The 21,197-nt window shown below is 69.9% G+C and carries 19 protein-coding genes; 11 read left to right on the plus strand and 8 right to left on the minus strand.

The features are described from left to right. The first annotated feature begins 31 nt into the window (after nucleotides 1-31). From ACZ6MZ_RS12640 to ACZ6MZ_RS12650, 3 genes are read left to right on the plus strand one after another with little or no spacing between them, the layout of a single operon-like run. Complete coding sequence (locus ACZ6MZ_RS12640) at nucleotides 32-574, plus strand: phosphatase PAP2 family protein (protein ID WP_469351789.1); 543 nt, start codon at nucleotides 32-34, stop codon at nucleotides 572-574. After that, nucleotides 571-1,266 carry a phosphatase PAP2 family protein gene (locus ACZ6MZ_RS12645; RefSeq protein ID WP_469351533.1) on the plus strand — a complete coding sequence of 232 codons (696 nt, stop codon included), beginning with the start codon at nucleotides 571-573 and terminating at the stop codon, nucleotides 1,264-1,266. The genes ACZ6MZ_RS12640 and ACZ6MZ_RS12645 overlap by 4 nt, the downstream gene beginning before the upstream one ends. Nucleotides 1,267-1,321: 55 nt before the next feature. Further along, nucleotides 1,322-1,693 (plus strand): VOC family protein, encoded by a 372-nt coding sequence (locus ACZ6MZ_RS12650; RefSeq protein ID WP_384186888.1) that lies wholly within the window; start codon nucleotides 1,322-1,324, stop codon nucleotides 1,691-1,693. A gap of 52 nt (nucleotides 1,694-1,745) precedes the next feature. Here the strand turns inward: ACZ6MZ_RS12650 and ACZ6MZ_RS12655 are convergent, their stop codons facing one another. Then, nucleotides 1,746-2,234 carry a GNAT family N-acetyltransferase gene (locus ACZ6MZ_RS12655; protein ID WP_389792633.1) on the minus strand — a complete coding sequence of 163 codons (489 nt, stop codon included), beginning with the start codon at nucleotides 2,232-2,234 and terminating at the stop codon, nucleotides 1,746-1,748. Between the two features lie 91 nt (nucleotides 2,235-2,325). Next, a complete protein-coding gene (locus ACZ6MZ_RS12660) occupies nucleotides 2,326-3,390 on the minus strand; it encodes a fatty acid desaturase family protein (protein ID WP_469351536.1) in 1,065 nt (354 codons plus the stop codon). 371 nt (nucleotides 3,391-3,761) lie between these two features. Between ACZ6MZ_RS12660 and ACZ6MZ_RS12665 the strand changes: the two genes are divergently transcribed. Both ACZ6MZ_RS12665 and ACZ6MZ_RS12670 read left to right on the plus strand, forming a co-directional pair. Beyond that, on the plus strand, nucleotides 3,762-4,118 hold the full coding sequence (locus ACZ6MZ_RS12665; RefSeq protein WP_384186705.1) for a PRC-barrel domain-containing protein: 357 nt from the start codon (nucleotides 3,762-3,764) through the stop codon (nucleotides 4,116-4,118). 127 nt (nucleotides 4,119-4,245) lie between these two features. Then, the gene (locus tag ACZ6MZ_RS12670; RefSeq protein ID WP_469351537.1) at nucleotides 4,246-5,304 is read left to right on the plus strand and encodes a Glu/Leu/Phe/Val dehydrogenase; all 1,059 of its coding nucleotides are present in this window, start codon (nucleotides 4,246-4,248) and stop codon (nucleotides 5,302-5,304) included. Between the two features lie 270 nt (nucleotides 5,305-5,574). Here ACZ6MZ_RS12670 and ACZ6MZ_RS12675 read toward each other — a convergent pair whose 3' ends face one another. From ACZ6MZ_RS12675 to ACZ6MZ_RS12695, 5 genes are all read right to left on the minus strand, one after another. After that, nucleotides 5,575-8,433 carry a discoidin domain-containing protein gene (locus ACZ6MZ_RS12675; RefSeq protein WP_469351540.1) on the minus strand — a complete coding sequence of 953 codons (2,859 nt, stop codon included), beginning with the start codon at nucleotides 8,431-8,433 and terminating at the stop codon, nucleotides 5,575-5,577. Nucleotides 8,434-8,542: 109 nt separating this feature from the next. Beyond that, complete coding sequence (locus ACZ6MZ_RS12680; RefSeq protein WP_469351541.1) at nucleotides 8,543-11,185, minus strand: laminin G domain-containing protein; 2,643 nt, start codon at nucleotides 11,183-11,185, stop codon at nucleotides 8,543-8,545. Beyond that, nucleotides 11,182-12,045 carry a carbohydrate ABC transporter permease gene (locus ACZ6MZ_RS12685; protein WP_469351543.1) on the minus strand — a complete coding sequence of 288 codons (864 nt, stop codon included), beginning with the start codon at nucleotides 12,043-12,045 and terminating at the stop codon, nucleotides 11,182-11,184. The genes ACZ6MZ_RS12680 and ACZ6MZ_RS12685 overlap by 4 nt, the downstream gene beginning before the upstream one ends. Continuing rightward, a complete protein-coding gene (locus ACZ6MZ_RS12690; protein ID WP_384186719.1) occupies nucleotides 12,042-12,932 on the minus strand; it encodes a carbohydrate ABC transporter permease in 891 nt (296 codons plus the stop codon). Before ACZ6MZ_RS12690 ends, ACZ6MZ_RS12685 begins: the two co-directional genes overlap by 4 nt. Nucleotides 12,933-13,226: 294 nt before the next feature. Further along, nucleotides 13,227-14,504 (minus strand): ABC transporter substrate-binding protein, encoded by a 1,278-nt coding sequence (locus ACZ6MZ_RS12695; protein ID WP_384186722.1) that lies wholly within the window; start codon nucleotides 14,502-14,504, stop codon nucleotides 13,227-13,229. Nucleotides 14,505-14,994: 490 nt separating this feature from the next. Here ACZ6MZ_RS12695 and ACZ6MZ_RS12700 point away from each other — a divergent pair, with 490 nt between their 5' ends. The 6 genes from ACZ6MZ_RS12700 to ACZ6MZ_RS12725 all read left to right on the plus strand — a co-directional run bounded on the left by ACZ6MZ_RS12700 (nucleotide 14,995) and on the right by ACZ6MZ_RS12725 (nucleotide 20,634). Next, nucleotides 14,995-15,660 (plus strand): GntR family transcriptional regulator, encoded by a 666-nt coding sequence (locus ACZ6MZ_RS12700; protein WP_384186724.1) that lies wholly within the window; start codon nucleotides 14,995-14,997, stop codon nucleotides 15,658-15,660. Between the two features lie 332 nt (nucleotides 15,661-15,992). Further along, nucleotides 15,993-17,171 carry a hypothetical protein gene (locus ACZ6MZ_RS12705; RefSeq protein WP_469351547.1) on the plus strand — a complete coding sequence of 393 codons (1,179 nt, stop codon included), beginning with the start codon at nucleotides 15,993-15,995 and terminating at the stop codon, nucleotides 17,169-17,171. A gap of 75 nt (nucleotides 17,172-17,246) precedes the next feature. After that, entirely contained in the window at nucleotides 17,247-17,897 is a 651-nt protein-coding gene (locus ACZ6MZ_RS12710) for a DUF1796 family putative cysteine peptidase (protein WP_469351549.1), read from the plus strand. Beyond that, on the plus strand, nucleotides 17,894-18,640 hold the full coding sequence (locus ACZ6MZ_RS12715) for a PIG-L deacetylase family protein (RefSeq protein WP_469351551.1): 747 nt from the start codon (nucleotides 17,894-17,896) through the stop codon (nucleotides 18,638-18,640). The genes ACZ6MZ_RS12710 and ACZ6MZ_RS12715 overlap by 4 nt, the downstream gene beginning before the upstream one ends. Before the next feature lie 99 nt (nucleotides 18,641-18,739). Continuing rightward, the gene (locus tag ACZ6MZ_RS12720) at nucleotides 18,740-19,639 is read left to right on the plus strand and encodes a YihY/virulence factor BrkB family protein (RefSeq protein ID WP_469351553.1); all 900 of its coding nucleotides are present in this window, start codon (nucleotides 18,740-18,742) and stop codon (nucleotides 19,637-19,639) included. A 68-nt stretch (nucleotides 19,640-19,707) separates the two neighbouring features. Further along, a complete protein-coding gene (locus ACZ6MZ_RS12725; protein ID WP_469351790.1) occupies nucleotides 19,708-20,634 on the plus strand; it encodes a DMT family transporter in 927 nt (308 codons plus the stop codon). Nucleotides 20,635-20,684: 50 nt separating this feature from the next. Here ACZ6MZ_RS12725 and ACZ6MZ_RS12730 read toward each other — a convergent pair whose 3' ends face one another. Further along, nucleotides 20,685-21,140, minus strand: coding sequence for a tellurite resistance TerB family protein (locus ACZ6MZ_RS12730; protein ID WP_469351555.1), 456 nt, complete (start codon nucleotides 21,138-21,140; stop codon nucleotides 20,685-20,687). Nucleotides 21,141-21,197: the final 57 nt, after the last annotated feature.

A 21,197-nucleotide genomic window follows, 5' to 3' on the forward strand; every position in this document is an offset into this window, starting at 1 on the left:
CGACGACGGCCTGTACACCTCCGTGACCGAGATGGCCCAGCGCTCACCCGTCTGGCTGGACACAGTGGTCTCCTCCTGGTCGACCTACGGACTCGCGCTGTTCGGCGTGCTCCTGCTGGCCGCGTGGTGGCGTGCCCGCCCCGAGGCCCCGGCGCGGAGCACCCTGGCGCTGGCCGCGCCCCTCGTGGTGGTCGTGTCGTATCTGGCCAACGACGGCCTCAAGTCGCTGCTGCGGGAGCAGCGGCCGTGTCAGACCCTGCACACGCTGACCATCGAGGCCTGTCCCCCGCTGGGCGACTGGTCGCTGCCCAGCAACCATGCCGCCATCGCCGCCGCGGCCGCCACCGCTCTCCTGTTCACCGACCGCGTGCTCGCGGCGGTCGCGGTCCTGGCCGCCCTGCTGATGGCGGTGTCGCGGGTGTGGGTCGGGGCGCACTATCCGCATGATGTGGCCCTCGGTCTGGTCGTGGGCACGGCGCTGAGCTGGACACTGATGGTCGCCGCGCGCCGCACCGTGCCGCTCGTGGAGCGCCTCAGAGACACCCGTCTGCGCCCGCCGGCGGCGCCGCGGTGAGCCATCCCGCGGCTGCGGCCGGCCGCAGCCGCCGTACGTCGGCGCTGGGCGTGACCGCGCTCTGTGCCGCGCTCTTCGCCCTGCTGGCCGTGGGCGTGGCGGCCCGCCACGGGGCGCCGTTCCCGCTGGACCGGAGCGCGCTCGCCTGGTCGCTGGGGCACCGCCCGGCCGGCGCCCTCACGCCGGCCCGCGTCGTCACGGCGAGCGGCACCGGCCCCTACCCCTATCTGTGTGCCATCGGCGCGGGTCTGATCGCCGGCCACGACCTGCGGCACCGGCTGAGCGCGGCGGCCGGCGCCCTCGCCTTTCTCGTCGTCGGGCAGGCCGTCCGCTATGCCGTCCTGCACGCGATCGGCCGTCCTCGGCCCGCCATGGCGGACTGGGCGACCCATGCCTCCGGGTTCGCGTACCCCTCCGGACACGCGACGACCTCGGCGCTGGTGGCGGGCCTGCTGGTCTGGGCCCTGGCCCGCCGGAGCCGTACGGCCGCCACCCGCGCGCTCTGCGCGCTCATCGTCTGCTGGGCCGTCGCCGTGGGACTGAGCCGGATCTATCTCGGGGTGCACTGGGTGAGCGATGTCCTCGGGGGATGGCTGTACGCCGCCACCTTGCTCGGCCTCGGCGCGCTTCTCATCCCCACCGGGCGCCTGCTGCCCCACGACGTGTCCGGCGGCCGGCGGGGAGAGCGATGATTCCCGGGCTCCTCGGACGTCTACCCCTCTGACAGCCCCAGGAAAGGACTCAGCCATGTTCGGCAACAGCAAGGCGTTCAGCGGATTCGCCGTGGACGACATCGAGAAGGCCCACCGCTTCTACGGCGAGACGCTGGGACTGGACGTCTCCGAGGATCACGGCATGCTGCGACTGCGCCTGGGCGGCGGCGCCTCCGTGCTCGTCTACCCGAAGCCCGCTCACACGCCGGCGTCGTTCACGGTCCTCAACTTCCCCGTGGACGACATCGACGCGGCGGTCGACGAGCTGGCCCGGCGGGGGGTGCGTTTCGAGCGCTACCCCGGCATGGACACGGACGACAAGGGCGTCTTCCGGGCCGGGGGCCCGTACATCGCCTGGTTCACCGACCCGGCGGGAAACACCCTCTCCGTGCTCCAGGAGCGGTAGGAAGCACAGGAATCCGGCCGGTCCTTCGCCGGTCGCCGGGCCGCCCGGTCACTCACAGGGCGCGGTGCATGATGTGCAGTCCCACATAGCCCTGCGTCGGGTGCCTGAATCCCTCCGGCAGCGTGCCCAGGACCTCGAAGCCGAGCGACCGGTACAGCTTGACCGCGTACACATTGGTCTCGACGACGGCGTTGAACTGCATCGCGCGGAACCCCGCCGCGCGGGCCCACTCGATCGAGTACTCGCACAGCGCCCGGCCCACACCACGGCCCGCGTGCGCCGGGTCGACCATATAGCTGGCGCTCGCGATATGACCGCCGTTGCCCATATGGTTCCTGTTCATCTTCGCCGTGCCCAGGACCGTACCGGCCTCATCGACGGCGACGACGGCCCGGCTCGGTGCGGCCACCAGCCACCAGTCACGGCCGTCACTCTCACTGAGGCCCGGCGGATAGGTGAAGGTCTCGCCGTCGGCGACGATCTGATGGAAGAACGGCCAGATGGCGGGCCAGTCCTCCGTGGTGGCTTCTCTGATCAACATAGGGTCAGGATGCCGGTCCGCTCTCCGCGGCCGCCAGTGCTTTTCCCGCTTGCTCCGGCGGCTGTTCCGGTACTCCGGCGGCTGCTCCGGCTTACTCCGGCGTCGCCCGCGCGGTGGCCGTCCTGAGCGGGGCGCCCGCGGCATGCAGGCTGCTGAGCGCCTGGCGGTACGAGGTGAACAGTCCTGTCTCCAGATAGCCGACGTTCAGCTCCTGGCAGTACCGCCGCACGATGGGCTGCGCCCTGCGCAGATGGGGCGTGGGCATGCTCGGGAAGAGATGGTGCTCGATCTGGTAGTTGAGCCCGCCCAGCGCGACATCGGTGAACCAGCCGCCGCGCACATTGCGCGAGGTGAGCACCTGGCGCCGCAGGAAGTCGGGGCGCTCATCGCCCGTCAGGGTGGGCATGCCCTTGTGGTTGGGGGCGAAGATGGAGCCCAGGTAGAGACCGAACAGGCACTGGTGGACGGCGAGGAAGGCCACCGCCTTGCCGGGCGGCAGGACCAGGAACAGCGCGCTGAGGTAGAGCGCGAAGTGCGCGAAGAGCAGCACGCCTTCCAGCCGACGCTGTTTCAGTGAGCGGTTGGCCAGCGCCCGTACCCCCGCGACATGCAGGTTGAAGCCCTCCAGGGCGAGCAGCGGGAAGAAGAGATACGCCTGCGAGCCGCCGATCAGCCGGGGCAGCCCCGTGGCTTTGCGCGCCTGGCCACGCGTCCACACCAGGACGTCCGGCTCGACATCCGGATCGAGCTCCTCGTGGTTCGGATTCGCGTGGTGGCGGGAGTGCTTGTCCTGCCACCAGCCGTACCCCATGCCGATGCCGAGATTCCCGGCGATCCTGCCTGTCCAGGCGCTGGCCCTGCGCAGCCGGAACACCTGGCGGTGCCCCACATCATGGGCGACCAGCGCCACCTGTCCGAAGACCACGGCGAGGAAGGCGGCCACGGCGAGCGTCCACCAGCTGTCACCAACGGCGGCGAAGGCCGCCCAGCCGCCGGCGTAGACCCCGGCGACAAGAGACATGCGCAGCAGGTAGTACCAGGGCCTTCGCCGCATCAGGCCGGCCGCGGTGATTTTCTTGGCCAGGCACGCGAAATCGCTGCCGGCCTCTCGCCGCTGTTCCAGCAATGCGGGTTCGCCAGTGGGGTGCATCGGCATGAGGCCACGCCTTTCGGGTCGGTCACGACCGCCTTGTGCCGAGGTACTGACTGCTCGGCAGGGTGGCTGGTGAGTTCGGTCGTGCCGCCACGGATGCCCGTACGGAGGGGTGCGCGGAAACTGCCGCCGACCGGAAAGAATGACGCGACACGCGCCGCTGTCCCTGGCCGGGGGCCACAGGAAGCAGAAAATGAGGCGTCCTGCTTTTCAGTGTAGCTGCCTGTCGACCGCGGACAACTGACACGGAAACGGCCCCGGGACGGGATCCCGGTGCCCCCTTGCACGCCGGCCGGGTGCGGGCCCGGGGAATGCGGGGTATTCGACAGTCGCACCTCGCGTGCACCATCCAGTGGATAAGAGGCGAATGACCCGTGTTCGAAGCTGAAGACATTCGGGAGTGGCGGGGCCACGATGTGGTCGATGCCGAGAAGAAGAAGATCGGCTCCCTGGAAGCCGTGTACGTGGACACCGCGACGGACGCCCCGTCGTTCGCCACGGTGATCATCGGCCTGCCGACCAAGCGGCGGCTGATCTTCGTTCCGCTGACCGATGCCACCGTCGGCCCTGACTATCTGAAGGTCCCCTGGGACAAGAAACTGGCCAAGGAAGCGCCCTGGATCGACATGGACGGGGAATTGCTCGCCGAGGACGAGCCGCGGGTCTTCGCGCATTACGGGCTCGCCTATAAAACCGGCGCGAACGGCGAGCGCCGGCTCGGCCGCCGCTGAGCGCTCGGGGCGCGGGGCGTGCGGCAGGGCTCCGTCGTGCTTCTTCACGCCTGCCCGGCCGATGTTCGACGCGTCGCGCGCTGGACAGATATGAAGTCACTGCCCGGATTCGGGGGCCGTGAGGGAGGTGGCGGAGTTCGTACAGGTCAGACGCTTTCGCGGGCCACGGGGTAGCACCCTCCATCTGGCGCTCGCCCCGGGACGCCCGCGGCAGCGCGTCCCGGCCAACGGCGGGCTGCGCATCCGTCCGGGACCGGCCCATGAACCGGACGCGCGACGGCTCAGCCGCCGGCTCGCCCGGGAGATGCTGGTGCAGCACGAGGTGCACCGTACGGGCTTCCGGGGCGCCACGATCGTGGTCACCGGGGCCGGCGCCGTGGACGAACCGCTGCTGCTCGCCGTCGCGGAGGTCCTGAACGGCTACGAGGGCAGGCTGTACACCGGCGCGGACATGGGAGTGACGGCCCATGACATGGAGCTGCTGGCGGGGATGACGCCGTATGTGCTCAACGCGGTCAGCAGCGCCTTCGAGCCCCATACGGCCACGGCGTTCGGGGTGCTGGGTGCGGTGGAGGCATGGGCGCGGGGGCCCGTCGCGGGGCTGCGGGTGCTGGTGCACGGCACCGGCAAGGTCGGCGGCGTACTGGCCAGGGAGCTGGCCACGGCCGGAGCCACCGTCCTGACCTGTGACATCGCTCCCGGCGTCGCTGATCTGCCGGGCTGCAGGCCGGTCCAGGACTGGGCCGAACGGGAAGTGGACGTTCTCGTGCCGTGCTCGGTGAGCGATCTCATCGATGTCAGGCTCGCCCGGCGGCTGCGCTGCGGCGCGGTCATCGGTTCGGCGCACGCCGTACTCGCCGACGAGGACGTCACCGCCGACGTCCTGTACGGCAGGGGCATCACCTTTCTGCCGGCGCCGCTCGTCAGCGCCGGAGCGGTGATGGTCGACTCCATGGAGCTGTACGGTCCTGAGGCGTTCCGCGGTGCCTCGCCGCGCCGCGTCTACGAGTTCGTCAGAAACACGGTCCGGTCCGCGGTGGCGGACCTGACGGCGGCGGCCCTGGACGCCGGGCTCTCGCCGACCGCGGCGCTGGACCGGGTGACCCTCCCGCCGACGGGCGCGTACTGCGGTCTGCGGTTCCACCGTACGGCGACCGCAGGCGACGACCCGCTGCCGGGCCCCTGACGCCGGTCGGGCGCTACGGGACCTAGGGCGTGTTGCGAAAGTCCCGCCTGGCTCGCGACGCCCGGCACGCATGCTCGCCGCGTTGTCGGAGTCGTCCAAGTACGTCCAGTACGAGGACGATCCTCCGCCTTGCGATCACACGCGCCGGACGCCGCGAGCCCCGCCCTGCGGACGGACGGCGCTCCTTTCGCAACACGCCCTGGCGGGCCCGCGGTGCCCGACGTGGTGACGTTCAGCCGGACCGATCAGTGGTTCCGGCTCACTCGTGGATCAGGCCGTCGGGACGATGTGGTAGGTCTGGCCCACGCTCGTCTGGACGGAGATCACCCCGTTCGCCGTGGTGAACGGAACGGCCGCGCCGCTCGCGTTGGTCACCGTGAACGTGCTCGTCCAGGGGTTCTTCAGCTTCAGCGTGCCGCCCGCCTTGCTGATGACGTCGACATAGCTGACCTTGTCGGACTGCTTGGCGCTGGACACCACGAACGCGCCCTTCTGGCGCAGCTGGTAGAAGCTGGCGTTCTTGCCGGCCGGCCAGGTGGGGAAGAGCGTGATGTACTGCTGGTCGGTCTGGATCAGCATGCTGTTGACCGCCTCGGTCGCCCCCGACTTCTCGATGCCGTGATGCGGATCGCTGATCCGCAGGTTCGGCGCCATGCGCGAGGTGATGACCGACTTGAACTTGTCGATGAGGGACTGCGCCGGATAACCGGCCCTGGCCGCCTGGTTGAACACCTTGGGGAAGCTGTTCTCCTGTCCCCAGGAATTCATCGCGTCGAGGGTGTCGACCGCTGTCCGCAGCCGCGCCGCGTCGGAGTTGATGCCGAGCTGGTCGGCGGGCTGGATGAATTCGAGGTTGATGGTGTTGTCACCGGGGTGGATGTCCCTGGTGTCCGAGCCCTGCATGGTGCCGGCGGTCGCCAGCGAGAAGACGGTCTTGCCGTTGTACACCGCGGTCGGCTGGGCCGGCAGGTTGGTGAGGATGTTCTGCCAGGTCGTACGCCGCCCCGCGTCGACGCCGAGCTTCTGGCTGCCGGCGATCAGCGCGGACAGGACCCGCTTGAGCAGCCCGAGGTCGGCGGAGGAGTTCTGGCCCCACGTGCCCTCGTGCGGACCGCTCCAGAGGCTGTAGCGGCCGGCGGCGTCGCGCTCCAGGTAGCTCTCGAAGAACAGCGAGACCTCATTGAGGAACGGGTACGCCTTGTTCCGCAGGAAGTCGACGTCCTGGGTGTATTCGTAGTAGTCGACGAACTGGGAAGCGGTGAAGAGGGAGTTGGAGACCTGCTGGTGGTACTGGTCGTCCGTGGTCGATCCGTACGGGCCGATGCCCACGGGGAACAGGACCCCGGCCGGGACGCCACCACTGGGGAAGCGGCCGCTGATGTAGTCGGGCTTCACCCGGTTCAGATCCTGCTTCGCACGGCGCTGTGCCTCCGGCACATAGGCCAGGATCGTCTCGTGGAAGGGCAGCGAGAGTTCGGGGCGGTTGCTGGAGTAGACACCGTAGAACGGTGCCTGCGCGTTGTAGTTCAGATGGAAGTCACCGTTGAACTGCGGATTGTCCGTCGTGGTCCAGATGCCGTAGAGCGCGGGAGCGAGCTCGCCCCGGCGGCTGGCGGACCCGATGAAGTACTGGGCGGCGTAGTAGAACTTCTCCAGGGTGGCGTCGCCCAGTTCCACGCCCGACTGCATCCAGTAGGTCTTCCACCAGTCGACGCGCTGGGTGTCGAGGGTCGCCAGCGATCCGGTGCTCTGGCCGCGCACCTGCGTCACCGCGTCGTTGTGCGGAGCGGCCGGGTTCTGCCCGCCGCCGCCCACCGTGGTCACGACGGTGACGGTCTGTCCCGCGGGGACGGTGAAGACGGTCTTCGCGGTGGCGCCCGACACGGTGGGCTGCTGTACGGCCGTCCCGCCGAGGACGGTGGTGGCCAGGGCGGCCCTGGACACCCACTTGCTGCCCGACGCGGTGGCCCGCTCGGCCCACATCACCTGGCCGTCGGTCCCCGCCGTGTTGCTGTAGGCGGAGTTCGGGGTGGTGGCGCCGGCGAACGTCGACGCCTGGAGCTGCACCGGCTGCGAACCGGTCGACGTGATCGAGGTGACCATGACGTTCTTGTCGGCGGCGAGCCAGGTCTTCATCGACACGGGCGCGTTGCCGAGCGACATCGACGTACCGACGGTGCCGTCGACGATGTTCTGTTCCTCGCGGAAGGGCTGGGCGGGCGGCGGCGTGCCGCCGCCGCTCTGCTGGTACAGCTCGATCTGGCCGATACGGGCCCGGGGGTTCTGGATCGAGTCACCCGTCGTGCCCTGTGTGGGCTCGGTGATGTTGAGCCGGATGTACCGCGCCTGCACGGAGCTGATGGTCCGGTCGATGACATCGGCGGTGTTGTTCTGGACCGTGTCGACGCTGTTCCAGGCACTGCCGTCGTTGCTGGTCTGGAACGCCAGCGTCTTGGTGTTGAAGGCCTCGTTCCCCGGGCGCGCGGCATTGTCGTTGCGCACGACGTAGCGGCCGATGGTCTTGACGGAGCCGAGGTCGAGGGAGATCCACTGCGGCTTGCCGACCTGCGAGACCCAGCCTTCGTATCCACCGCCCCACTGGCCGTTGACGGCGCGGTCCGGTGTGAAGGAGCCCTCGGTGGTACTGGCGGTGGCGCGGGCGCCGAGTGCCAGGTTCTGGCTGGTCTGCGGGGCGGTGCTGGTGATCGTCACCCCGCCGATGGGGGCGGGCTTCGGATTGGGGTTGGCGTTCCAGAAGTCCCCCTTGGAGACATAGAACGTCTTCACGCCCGTGCTGCCGCCCGAGGTGATGCCGACGTCACCATTGCCCAGGAGGGCGGTGTTGGGCATGGCGTTCGTTATGGACCCGGTGTAGCTCTGGTCGGTCCATACGCCCTTGATCGCCGAGAGCTTGGCCTTCATGGTGTCCCACTGCTGAGCCGCGGTGGGCGGGCCCGCGGCCGCCGCCCGCGCGGCCGTGTCCCCGGCCAGTGCGGTACCGGGAACCATGAGCGGTACGGCGACGGCCAGGGCGAGCAGCCCCGCGTAGCCGCGTGCCCGCCCTCGTCCCTGTCCGCGTCCTCGTCCGAAGCTGCGGGAAACTCCCCGCGTCGTTCTCTCCTGCCCCATTCTGGCTCTCCCTTGAGTCGGGGTCTTGCGAGAGGTCGGTGCGTGTGCGTTGCGCTGCCCTGCGGCCGGGTGCTGTCAGCACCCGGCCGCAGAGGTTCGGGGGACCGCTCTATCCGAGCGGTCTGGGCAGGTCGAAGCCGATGGCCCGGACGTTCTCCAGGCGGCCGTAGGGGGTCAGGGCCGTCCCGACGTCCTTGCTCAGGCTCTCGACGCCCGCTTCGATTCCGAAGAGTCCGGCGATGACGGCCTCGGTCACGGCCACGCCGGCGTTGCTGTCGCGGTTCGCCACCCCGCGTCCTGCCACGCGGTAGGTGCCGTCCGCGGTGACTTCCATCGCCTGGCCCCACAGCCCGCCGGAGGTGGCGCGGTGCGCGCGGCGCAGTACACCGGCCGCGATCTCCGGCCGGCCGAGCCGGCACAGACCGAAGGCGGTGGCCCCCGGCCAGGCCCCGAACGCGCCGGCGGCGCCGTGGTCCGGGCGGTCCGAGAGCGGCGCGATCGGGTCGTCGGGGTCGAGGGCGCGCATCCAGTCGCCGTCCAGCAGGCGTTCGGTGACGAAGCGGACCATCTCCCCGCGCTGGTCCGCCGACAGGTCCTCGGCCATATCGGCGGCGACGAGTTCGAAGTCGAGGCAGTGGCCGATGACCTCGTTGCCCTCGGGGTGGGAGATCATCCAGCGTCCGTCGCCCGCGTACTGCGCCAGGACGGCCGCCGACAGCGCGCCGGCCTCGCGCTCCGCCTCGGCGGCCTCGGCCTCGTTGCCGTCGCCGAGCGCGCGCAGCAGCGCCGCCAGCGAGCGCAGCATGCCGACGTAGCCGGCGTTCAGCGAGACCACGGCGTCGCGGTAGTTGGGGACGCACTCCAGCAGCTCCCAGGCGTCCCGGCCGAAGTCGGCGAGCACTCCCCCGCCGAACGCGGCGCGCAGGCCGCGCGGGCGGAAGGCCATCGCGCGCAGATGATCCAGCACACTGCGCCCGCCCGCGCTCTCGCCGAGCAGCGCCAGATCGCCGGTCACTCCCACGTACGCCTTCACGACGCGGAAGAGGGAGTGGTCGTTGGCCGAGTAGTGGTTGCCGACCGGCAGCAGATTGCGGGTGTCGAAGGAGTGGCAGCGGTCGTACGGCTGCGCGAGCGCGGCCAGGACCCAGCGGCGCAGACCGTCCGGCTCCAGCAGCGCCGCGGTCCTGGCCCATTCCGAGATGTCCCAGAAGAAGGTGGTGGTGGCTCCCAGCCGCGGTCCGCCGGTCAGGAACACCGGGCCGAGCGGGCTGACGGTGGTGTTGCGCAGATAGATCGCCAGCAGCGCGCCCAGGTAGTACGTACGGGCGAGGTCGGGGTCCTCGGTGTGCAGGGTGGGCAGATGGCCGGAGAACTCGGAATTGCCCGGCTGGAACGCGCTGCGCCAGGTCCGGCGCCAGCGGTCGGCCACCGCGTCGAACTCCGTACGGAAGGAGGCGGCGGCTCGCACGGCGTCACGCGTCACGCCCTCGGCCGAGTCGCCGATGTCGAGGACGATGCCCAGCTCGGTCTCCTCGCCGGGCTCCAGAGTGACGCTCCAGTGGGCGACCGCACGTGCTCCGGCCGTTTCGACGGAATCGGGCGCCGTCGAGAAGGCGTAGGCACTGCGGGCGACCGTGCGGGAGTCGGCGACGGACACCGTGGCGCCGTCGGTCGTGGCCCGCCAGCGCTGCCCCTCCCACCAGGCGGCGGTCCCCAGCAGGGGCGCGTCGTCCAGCCGCAGTTCGGCCCCCTCGTCGCTGACGAGGACCGTCACGGTGTGCCAGCCGCCGGTCGGCAGGGGCGCCGGCGCGGTCAGGTGCTCACCCGCGATCCGCAGCGACAGATGCCCGTTCTCCAGGGCGACCTGGAGCGAGTCGGGGTGGTTGCCATGGGTGAGCACGACTCCGGTACGGTCCGGCTCGTCGGCCCGCACGTCGAAGCGGAGGACATCGCCGTCGCCGAGCCGCACCGTGCCGATCCGCAGATCCGTGTCGGGGCGGACCGTGTGCTCGACCGCTTCGCCGATCGCCACGGCCTCGCCGGTGGCGCGGCGTACGGAGATCTCCCGGACCCGGCAGGCGGCGCCCGGGGCCCGTACCCGCCCCGAGTCCGGTGTCGAGTGGTCCGGCAGCTCCGATTCCAGCAGCATCGGCTCGGAGTCCTCGTCGCGCTGGATTCCGGGGATACGGGGACTGCCCAGCCGCACCCATCGCTCGCCGATGGGCAGGAACTGCACCTGTCGCGGCCGGTCGGCGGTGGCTTCGTCGCGGAGCCGCTCGGTGGTGAAGTAGTCGTGGTAGTGGCCGTCGTTCCACGGGCTGCCGTAGAGCCAGCCCCAGTCCACCTCCGAGTGGGCGAACGGCGCGAGCAGTTCCTGCTCCACCACCGCCGTCACCGGCGCGGCCGACACGTTGCGCAGGACGAGCCGCCACATGAGCCGGCTCTGCTCGTATCCCATGCGTACGTCGGTGGTCACCGCCAGCGCGCCGGCCGTGGCGGACCGTCGTACGCCCCACGGCGCCCATCGCATCCGCTCGGCGGCGGGGACGGATCCGTCGATCCGCAGCACGCCCGTGTGGTAGCCGCCGCTGTACGGGGGGAACGCCAGCCAGGACAGCGAGGTGAGGTCGCCGTTGACATGGCCTTGGCCCCACTGGTTGCGCAGCGACGGGAGGTGGTTGAGTTCCGCGCGGTCGATCCAGGCGCCGGCCAGGTCGTCGAGGGCCGGTACGCCATTGATCGGCTGGTTCACTTGGACGCTCCAGACATGAGTCCGTGAATGAACTCGCGCTGGCTGACCAGATATCCCACCACGGGGATGACAGCGGCGAGGAACATGATTCCGAAGAGCTGGCTGTAGTCGGTCGAATAGGCACCGAGCGAGACATAGATGCCGGTGGTGATCGTCTGGCCCTGGAGCGGGCCGAGAATGAACTGCGGATTGAGGAAGTCGTTCCACACCCACAGTCCGAGGAAGATCGCGACGGTCGCGGTGGCGGGACGTACGACCGGGAAGATGATGCGCCACCACAGCCGCAGATCGCCGGCGCCGTCCATCCGCGCGGCCTCGATGACCTCGCGGGGGATGGTCCGCAGGAATCCGACGTAGACGAAGACCGCGAACGAGAGATACCCGCCGCCGACGTTGGACAGGATCAGGCCGGCGTAGGAGTTGGCCAGACCGATCGAGCGCAGCAGGGTCACGATCGGGAGCAGGATGACCTGCGGCGGGACCATCAACCCGAGTGCGAACACCGCGAGCAGGACGGCCCTGAGGCGGGGCGCGCGCTCGGATATGTAGAAGGCGAGCATGGAGCTGAGCGGGACGAGGATGACGAGGGTCGCCGTCGTCACCAGGATCGAGTTGAGCAGCCCCGCCTGGACGAGATGGTCCGGCCTCTGCAGCGCGTTGAGGATGTTGTCGAAGGTGAACGGGACCGGCGGAGAGGCCGGATTCGAGACGATCTGGTCCTGCGTCTTGAACGCGCTGACGAACGCGACATACACGGGCAGGATGAACGCCAGGGTGATCAGCCAGGCGCCGATCAGATGCGACTTCTTACGGAGGTTCGGTCCGGCGGACCGGGCGGACCGGGCGGCGGGAGCGCTCACAGGTTCGTCTCCCTTCGGCGGAGCAGGGTGGTGACGCCGTACGAGACGACGGCGGTCAGCGCCAGCAGGAACATCGCGATGGACGAGGCATAGCCGAACCGGTTGTCGGTGAAGGCCACGGAGATCAGGTAGAAGGCGGTCGACCGGGTCGACTCCGCCGGGCCGCCGCCGGTGAGGACCGCGATCACGTCGTAGAGCTTGAGCGTGGTGATCAGGCACAGCACGACGCTGATCGTCATGCCCGGCGCGATCATGGGAAGGGTCACGTGCCGGAACCGGCTGAGGACCCCCGCCCCGTCCATCCGGGCCGCCTCGTAGAGCTCCTGCGGCACGGATTGGAGTGAAGCGGTGTAGACGACGGTGGCGAACGCGATGGTGATCCAGCTGACGACCGCGCAGACCGACACCACCGCGAGAGTGTCGTCGCCGAGCCAGGCGATGGGCTCGTCGATCAGGCCGATGCGGGACAGCGCGCTGTTGAGCAGGCCGTTCTGGGTGAGGATGGATCGCCAGATGAAGCCGACGATGACACCGGAGAGGACCTGCGGGATGAAGATGAGGGTCCGCATGACGCGGTAGTTGGCGGAGGAGCGGTTGAGGACGACGGCCAGCAGCAGCCCCACCACGTTGGCTATGACGGTGACCGCCACGACCACGATCATCGTGAACAGGAGACTCGACAGCAGCCGGTCGTCCGAGAAGAGCTCCCGGTAGTTGGCGAGGCCGACGAAGTCACTCCCGGCCTGCAACGGGTTCTTGTCCGTGAAACTGAGGAAGAGGCTCTGCACCAACGGGTACAGGAGGAACACCCCGTAGAGGATGACCGCGATCCACGCAGCGGGGGCCAGCCCGAGGCTTCGGCCCGCTCGTGGAGATCGACTGGGCACAGCTTGATCCTTTCTGTCCCCCGTGCCTCGCTGCGGCCGCTCGGGGGTGGGTCGGCGCCCCGGAGGGCCGCACGGCGACCGAGGTGGTGAGCGAGGAAAAGGCGGGAGCCGCGGCCGTCCGTTGTCGTACGGCGTCGGTCCGTCGACGTCAGGGCGTACACCGTCAGATCCGGCCGGCGGGGGTCGTACGGCGTCAGGTCCGTACGCTATATCCCGCCTGGCCGAAAAACACCTGACAACGATGTCACCCTTGGCCGGACCACGGCCCCCGCCCGTCTCTTCCGCGGGCGGCGGTTACTTGGCGGCCTTGTCCCAGTCCGCGTCGAGCGTGGCGAGCGCGCCCTTGGTGTCGGAGCTGGTGAACAGCTTCTGCGCCAGGGAGTTGAACTGCTCGACCACCCCGGGCGGAAGCGCGTCGTCATTATTGACCTGACCGAACGCGCTGACCTTCGCGTTGTCGTCGGTCACGAGCTTGAACCCGTCGGTGTAGAGCGGGGTCACCTTCGCGCCGAAGTCCTCGAAGGGGACGTTCTTCAGCATCGGGAAGGCGCCGTCGGTCTCGATGAGCGTCTTCAGGTTCGGCTTGGACAGCGACCACGCCTGCGCGAACGTGGCGGCCGCGTCGACGTCCGAGGACTTGGCGCTCACCGAGGTGGTGCCACCGGTGTTGAACGGCACGATCGCCTTGCCGGTCTCGCTCGGCAGCAGGAACGTACCGAAGTCGTCCGCGTCGGCGGCGGGGATCTGGCCGATGAACCAGCTGCCCATCGGGTACATGGCGCTCTCGCCGGCCAGGAACTGCTTGTTGGCGTCCGCGTAGCTCACGCTCAGGGCGCCCTTGTCGAACGCACCCGCGCCGATGAGCTGGCGGTACTTGCCGACGGCGGCGGTCATCTCGGGACCGGTGAACGCGACCTCACCCTTGTAGCGCTTCTGGATCCACTGCGGATCCGAGCCCAGCACATCCGCGGTGATGATCCCGGACAGCGGGATCCCGGCCGACCACGGCTCGCCGCCCGCCATCTCGACCGGAGTGACGCCGGCCTTCTTGAGGGTCGTGACGACCTTCGTGAACGCGTCCCAGGTCTGCGGGACCTGGAGGTTGTGCTCGGCGAAGATCTTCTTGTTGTAGAAGATCATCGGGATGACCTGGGAGTTGGTGGGCGGGATGTACGTCTTGCCGTCGATCGCGTTGCCGTTGGGGTCGGTGAAGTTCTCGTCCAGCCACTTCTGGTCGAACGGCTTCAGCAGCCCGGCCGCGGTGAAGTCCTTCGGGTTGATGGAGGAGAGGATGTCCGGGAACTGCCCCGACGCCTGGAGCTGCTTGGCGTAGGCCGTCCGGTCGGCGTCCGGCGAGACGATCTTCTTGACCTTGACGTCGGGGACCGCCTTCTGCGCCTCCGAGATGGAGGTGTCCCAGAACTTCGCGGTCAGCGCCGGGGTCTCGAACGTCATGAACGTCAGGCCACCACCACCGCCGCCCGCCGCTGTGCCGCTGGTGGAGCAGCCCGTGATCGCCAGAGCGCTCACCAGACCGGTGACCGCCGCCATGAGGGCAGGTCTGCGCTTCATGTCATCCTCCTTGATGCTTCACGCGATGCGGCCGGACTCCGGCCGCCCTGTGCCGTCGAGCGAATTGCTTGTCCTGAAAACCCGCGTGCGGAGGCGGGGTGGGGCAGTGCGCGAGAACCGGCCCCTCGGTTCTGAGGCCCGGTAAACACCCTCGTTTCGTATACTTTTCAGAAGAGTAGCCAGCGTCCCGGCACAGTCAAGACTCGTACCGACCTTTACCGGATCGAGATCGGACGCGATGCGGCCACGGCGCCACATTTTCGCGAAAAGACCTGCTCACGCGAGGTATTGACAATCCGGCCCGGAAGGGGACCACACTGGTGGGGCACGGAGGGACGGCGGCGGACGCCGCCGGCTCCGGTCCCCGCGAGAGGGAAGAAAAAAATATGATCGATGGGCGGTAGCATCGCGGGACGCCCAGGGAGGACGGCGGGAGCCGTCATTTCACAGGCCGTCACGTGGGTGTGAGACCGAAACGAGGAGCAGCACGATGGCAGGCACGCCTCGACGGCAGGCACTGGCGGACACCGCCTACGACACGATCCGTCAGCGGCTGGTGGACCACGACATCGAGCCGGGGTCGAAGATGAACATCAACACCCTCGCCCAGGAGCTGGCGATCTCGCCCACGCCACTCAGGGAGGCCCTCGCGCGGCTGGAGGCGGAAGGCCTGGTCGTGAAGCGGTCGTTGGCCGGCTACACGGCGGCCACGCTGCTCAGCAGCCGTAGTCTCGGTGAGCTCTTCGAGGTACGTCTCCTGCTCGAACCGACCGCGGCCGCGCACGCGGCGAGACAGATCAGTGAGGCGGATCTGCTCCAACTCGCCGAGCAGCTGGCCGAGATGCGCACGGCGGCGCAGGACTTCCGCAGCCGGTCGACGCTTCTGCTGTACATGCACCACGACTCGGTGTTCCACGACCGGATCGCGCGCCTGAGCGGCAACGCGTTCCTCCGCGCGACGCTGGGGCGACTGCACGCGCATACGCATCAGTACCGGCTCTCGTTCCGCGAGGGGTGGGCGGAGGAGACCTGCGGCGAGCACGAACGGATCCTGGAGGCGCTGCGCGAGGCCGACGAGGAGACCGCGTTCGCCCGGATGCGCACGCATCTGCGCAGGGCGCACACCCGGCTGACCGACGCGGCGGAGCAGCAGTAGGCGGGGGCCGTACGGTCAGGACCCGCCGGGAGAGCGGTGGTAACGCTCGCGCGCGTCCGCCACGACACCGAGCCGCTCCGTCGGTCCGCCGAACGGCAGAAACGCCAAGGGATTTTCCCCGGGCGCGGCGAGGCCGGCGGGCCGTTGCGGGGCGGGCGCCGCCGTGCGGGGTGAGGTGGCTGAAACTCGGCGATCAGCCAATGGATTGGTCTGGACCACATGGGCGGCGACCGCTAAGGTCCCTGCCAGCCGACGACCCGTACCGAGCGTCCCCCGACCGTCTCCACCCTGTCCCGCTCCCCCTGTCGGCTCCGTACCGAGGACCGAAGTCCGTGATCGATATCGTTGTCGTACTCCGGGCCGAGGACGCCGTCCTCGACTTTCTGTCCGTGCTCGCCGATGACCGTGGCGGGGAGACCCGGGTGATCCTCGGTGACCGCGCCGAGGCGCTGACGCTGCCCGCGGGTACGGACCTGGCCGAGCGCCTCGCCCTGCTCGCCCCGTATGTCGGGCCCGTGGCCGGACACATCACCTCACCCGGTCCTGACGCCCTCGCCGGGCTGATCCGCGACGCCGGGGCCGAGGCCGGACGGCCCGTCCGGATCTGGACGCACTCCCCGGCGGACAACCGGCGCAGCCGCGGGCGGCTCGGCCGTGACACCGCCATCGCCTGCGCCGGTCCAGGGCATGGGCCCGTGCGCCATGCCGTCGGATACTCGCCGTATCTCCAGTTCCTCAGCGATCTCGACCGCCCGCTGGACCGGCGGCTGATCGCGGCGAAGCTGGATTTCGTCAATCGTTCCTGTGGGCATCTGCTGGCCGAGGAAGCTCCCGAGTACGTCGTACAGACGCCGCGCATCCCCGCCACCGAGCGCTTCTTCGACACCGAACCCGACCAGCGCGAGCGGCTCTTCGCCCTGCTCGCCAGCCTGGACGACGAGGCCGCTTCCGTGGTGGACCCCTGGGAGTTCGGCAGTTCGCCGTACGAGTCGGAGCGGCTGGACGCGACGGCGGCCTGGGTACGGGACCGGTGCCCGGCCACGGACGGCACGCTCGTGGAGGTGGGGGCGTGCGAAGGAGCGCTGACCCACCGGCTCGCCGCCGCGGGCTTCGCCGTACGGGCCACCGAGCCCAACCCCGTCTTCCGGCCGCGGCTGGCCGCGGCGCTCGCCGGCGCCGGGGCGGTCACCGTGGACGACGCGGATCTCGCCGGGCTGGCCAAGGAGGACGGCGGTCCCCGCGCCGCCGCCCATCTGCTGATCGAGATGCTCTATTACGGCCAGGATCTCGCGCTGCTCGACGACCTGGCCACGGACCTCGTGTTCGTCGCCCTCGAACCCGACGCGCTCCGCACGCGCGTACGCCCCTGGCTGGATCGGTCGACGACCTGGCGCGCGGACGGAGAAGTCGTCCTGGTGCCGCCACGGGTCGAAACCGTCTGCGCGGGACGCGCCTATCTGAGCAAGCGCGGCAGCGTGGGACTGCTCCTGCGGCGTACCGCGGCCTCCTGACCCTCGCTCATTCCTGAGCCGTTCCTGACCCATTCCTGCCCCTTTCCTGTTCCTGACCCGCCCAGGAGAACAGACATGTACGACAGCTGCGTCGGGCTGGGCTACCACTGCGAGTCCACCCACCAGATCCGGCGGATCACCGGCGACGACCGCGCACACTTCTTCGACTGGCTCGACCTCGACTTCGAGTCGGTCGTGGAGACGATCGCCGGCGACTTCGCCGACGTGCTGCGGCCCGGCATGGTCGAGCCGTTCAGCGACGGTCTGTGCGCGCTGGACCGCGGTTCCGACATCCGGTTCTTCCACGACTTCCGCCCCGCCGCGGGCAGCACCCTCGGACAGCGGGACATCGACCGGCAACTCCCCGATGTGCGCGCCAAGTTCCAGGCACTGGCCGGGCGCTGGCGCGCCCTCGCCCAGTCATCCGCGCGGGTGCTGTACGTCCACCACGACGCCTTCGACGAGGTCACCGCGGCTGATCTGCGCCGGCTGCGCCTGGTCCTCGCGACGGCGCACCCGGGCCACCGCTTCGATCTGCTCTGGCTGCGCCGCACCCCGCCGGGGGACGGCCACACCCTCGGCCCCGGGATCCGCTGGGGCACCGTGGCGGCCGCCCCCGGGCGGTGGCAGGGCGACGACGCCCAATGGAACGCCGCGTTCCGCGATGTGCGATTCACCGACGCGCCACGGCTTCGGCCCGCGACCGACAGGAGTACGACCGTATGACACCGCCCCCGCCCGCCACCGTGATCCTCTCCCCGCACTTCGACGACGCCGCGCTGTCGCTCGCGGGGCTGATCCCCGGGCTGCCCTCCCCGGTCACTGTCGTGACCGTCCACGGCGGTGCGCCCTCCCCCGGGCACGACGTCTCCTGGTGGGACAGCACCTGCGGCTTCTCCTCGCCGGGCGAGGCGTATCTCGCGCGGCTGGCGGAGGACGCGCGGGCCTGCGCGCTGCTCGGTGTCGAGAGCGTCGTCCTGGGACATCCGGACGGTCCGTACGGGGACGGGGAGGTGCCCGACGACATCGGCACGTACCTCGCGGGCCTCGCTCCTGAGACCTGTCTGCTGATCCCCCTGGGCACCAACCAGCCCGATCACGCGAAGGTCCGCGACCGCGCCCTGCACCTCCTCAACACGCTCGGCAGGCCACTCCCCCTTGTCTACGCCGACCTGCCCTACACCGGGCATCTGCCGGAGTGGGGCACCCCCGGCACGGAGGCGGGACTCGCCGGGAGCCTGGACTACGGGCCGGCCTACCGGGACCTCGCGGGCCGCTACCGGACCCGGGTCGCGTACGACCTGACCCTCTCCGACGCACAGTGGGCGGACAAACGGGCGGCGGTGCTCTGCTACGCCTCGCAGCTCGCGCCGCTCGCCGTCGATCACGGAAGTCTGCTGGCCCGCGGCGGGCCGCTGCGGGCCGAACGTGCCTGGTCACTGGAGGACGTGGGCCACGCGCGCGACTGACCGGCCGTATGGCCAGGGGCGGGATCCCCCCACCGACGACCGGCACCCATCCGGGGGCCCCGCCCGGAGGCGGGCGCCCTTCGGGGTAGTAGACGACCTATGACCCGAAAGCGTTTCGGTGCGCCGGAGGACCGGCACCGGTTCCAGAACCTGTACCGCAGGATGACCACTTCTTCTGCCGTGCTCGCCTGGAACCGCGGCCGTGAGATGGAGCTGATGCATCGGGCCATGAGCTTCGCCGCCCTCGGCTTCCTGACCCTGGTGCCCCTGCTGATCCTCGTCGCCGCGGCCGACCCGGCGAGCGGCACGGGGTTCGCCCGCTGGCTGGGGCAGGGGCTGGGGGTGTCGGCGTCGTCGCAGGGAGAGCTCCAGCAGCTGTTCGGCAGACCGGGGCAGGCGTTGCAGCGCACGACGGCGTTCGGCCTCGCCGCGCTCGCCGTGTTCGGGCTGACGTTCGGATCCGCCGTACAGACGGGGTACGAGAGGGTCTGGGAACTGCCGACGGCGCGCTGGCACACCATATGGCGGCATGTCCTGTGGCTCGCGGTACTCGTCGCCTTCCTCCTGGCCTTCGTCAATACACCCGTCACCTCCGCGTCAGCCGTCACGACGGTGCTCAGCACCGTGGGCGATGTGATCGGTACGTTCCTGTTCTTCTGGTGGTCGCAGCGCGTGCTCCTCGCCGGGCGGGTCCGCTGGCGAGCGCTGCTGCCCGGCGCCGTGGTGACCGCCGTGGGCCTGCTCGGCCTGAGGGTCTTCTCCCGCCTTGTCTTCTCCCCTCTGATCGCCTCGAACGCCGTCACCTACGGCCCGTTCGGAACGGTTCTGGTCATTCAGTCCTGGCTCGTCGGCGTCGGCTTCGTCGTCTACGGCGGCGCGCTCGTGGGCCGCCTCGTCCACGAACACCGCACCCACCGGCGCCTGCAGGAGGCGATCGACAGGGCCGTGGAGGCGCCGGGGACCGGCCGGCCCGGCGGGCAAGGCGAGGCGCCCGGCTAAAGTGACTGTCCCTCGTGCGAGCCGTCGAAGTCTCCGCACCACCCCGCCCGCTGGAGACCCGGTCCCCGATGTCGTCGATCGCCGCACCCGCGCCTGCCCTCGTACCGCGCCGGGCCTGGCTCACCGATCTGCCGGTCCTGCTGGTCGCCGTGTTCTGGGGGGCCAGCTATCTCGCCGCGAAGGACATCACCACCGGCCACACCGTCGTCGCCGTTCTCGTGCTGCGCTTCGCGGTGGTCCTTCCCGTGCTGGCCGTCGCCGGGTGGCGGAGACTGAGGGCGCTGGACGCGGCCCAGTGGTGCGGCGCCGGGCTGCTCGGGCTCGTACTGGGCGGGATCTTCCTGCTGGAGACGTACGGGGTTGTGCACACGTCGGCGACCAATGCCGGGCTCATCATCAGCCTCACCATGATCTTCACGCCGCTCGCGGAGGCCGTGATCACCAGGACACGGCCGCCCGGGGCCTTTGTCGCGGCCGCGGGGCTGAGTGTCTCCGGGGTGGTGCTGCTGACGCAGAGCGGCGGATTCACCGCTCCCTCGGCGGGCGATCTGCTGATGCTGCTGGCCGCGCTCGCCCGTACCGTCCATGTGCTGGCCATGGCCCGGATCAAGGCGCTGCGCGGCGCCGACTCGCTGTCGCTGACGACCGTCCAACTCGGCGGCGCGGTGGCGGTGTTCGCGGTACTGGCCACACTGCCCGGCACCGGCTCCGCGCCCTGGGCCGTGGCCGCCGGCTTCGGTCCGCGCGCCTGGGCGACGCTGCTCTTCCTCGCCGTCTTCTGCACCCTCGTCGCCTTTTTCGTACAGATGTGGGCGGTACGCCGCACCTCACCGTCCCGGGTCGGTCTGCTGCTCGGCACCGAGCCGCTGTGGGCGGCCACGGCGGGCATCGTGATCGGCGGCGAACACCTGGGGCCCGCCGGTGCGCTGGGCGCGGTACTCGTCCTGGCGGGCACGGCCTGGGGCCGTCGCGCGGCGGGGCCACGGCCCGGCTGAGGACAAGAAGGGCGTGCCGCGGGGAAGGCGGCACGCCCGGTTCCTGACCGTCAGAGGTCGAACTCGCTCGGCGCGATGCCGACGGCGAAGCAGGCCTCGCGGACGACCGCGCGCTCCGTCTCGTCGAAGTCGCCGTCGGCTCCGCCGATGACGATGCCGATCTGGATGACCGCGCGGGCCTCGGTGGGCTTCTTGGCGACCTTGCCGATGGTCTGCAGGATGCCGACCTTGCCGAAGTCGAAATCGGCCGTCAGCTTCTGGCAGTAGTCGTTGAACCGCACCTGCAGGTCATCGGCGGGGAAGTTCTGGAGCACCTCGTTGGTCATGATCAGCGAGGCGACGCGCTGGCGCTCGGACGGGTCGATGGAGCCGTCGGCGGCGGCGACCAGGGCGCACATGGCCATGCTGGCGTCACGGAAGGCGCCGCTCTTGAGGTCGTTCTTCTTGGCGTTGAGCTGCGTCTGCATCGACGAAGCGGAATCCTTGATGCGGTCCCACAGGGCCACGTGACTCTCCTGAGCTGGTTGGTTGTCCGAGGGCCGTAAATCTACAACACTGTAGAA

The sequence above is a fragment of the Streptomyces sp. NPDC042201 genome (genome assembly GCF_055582185.1).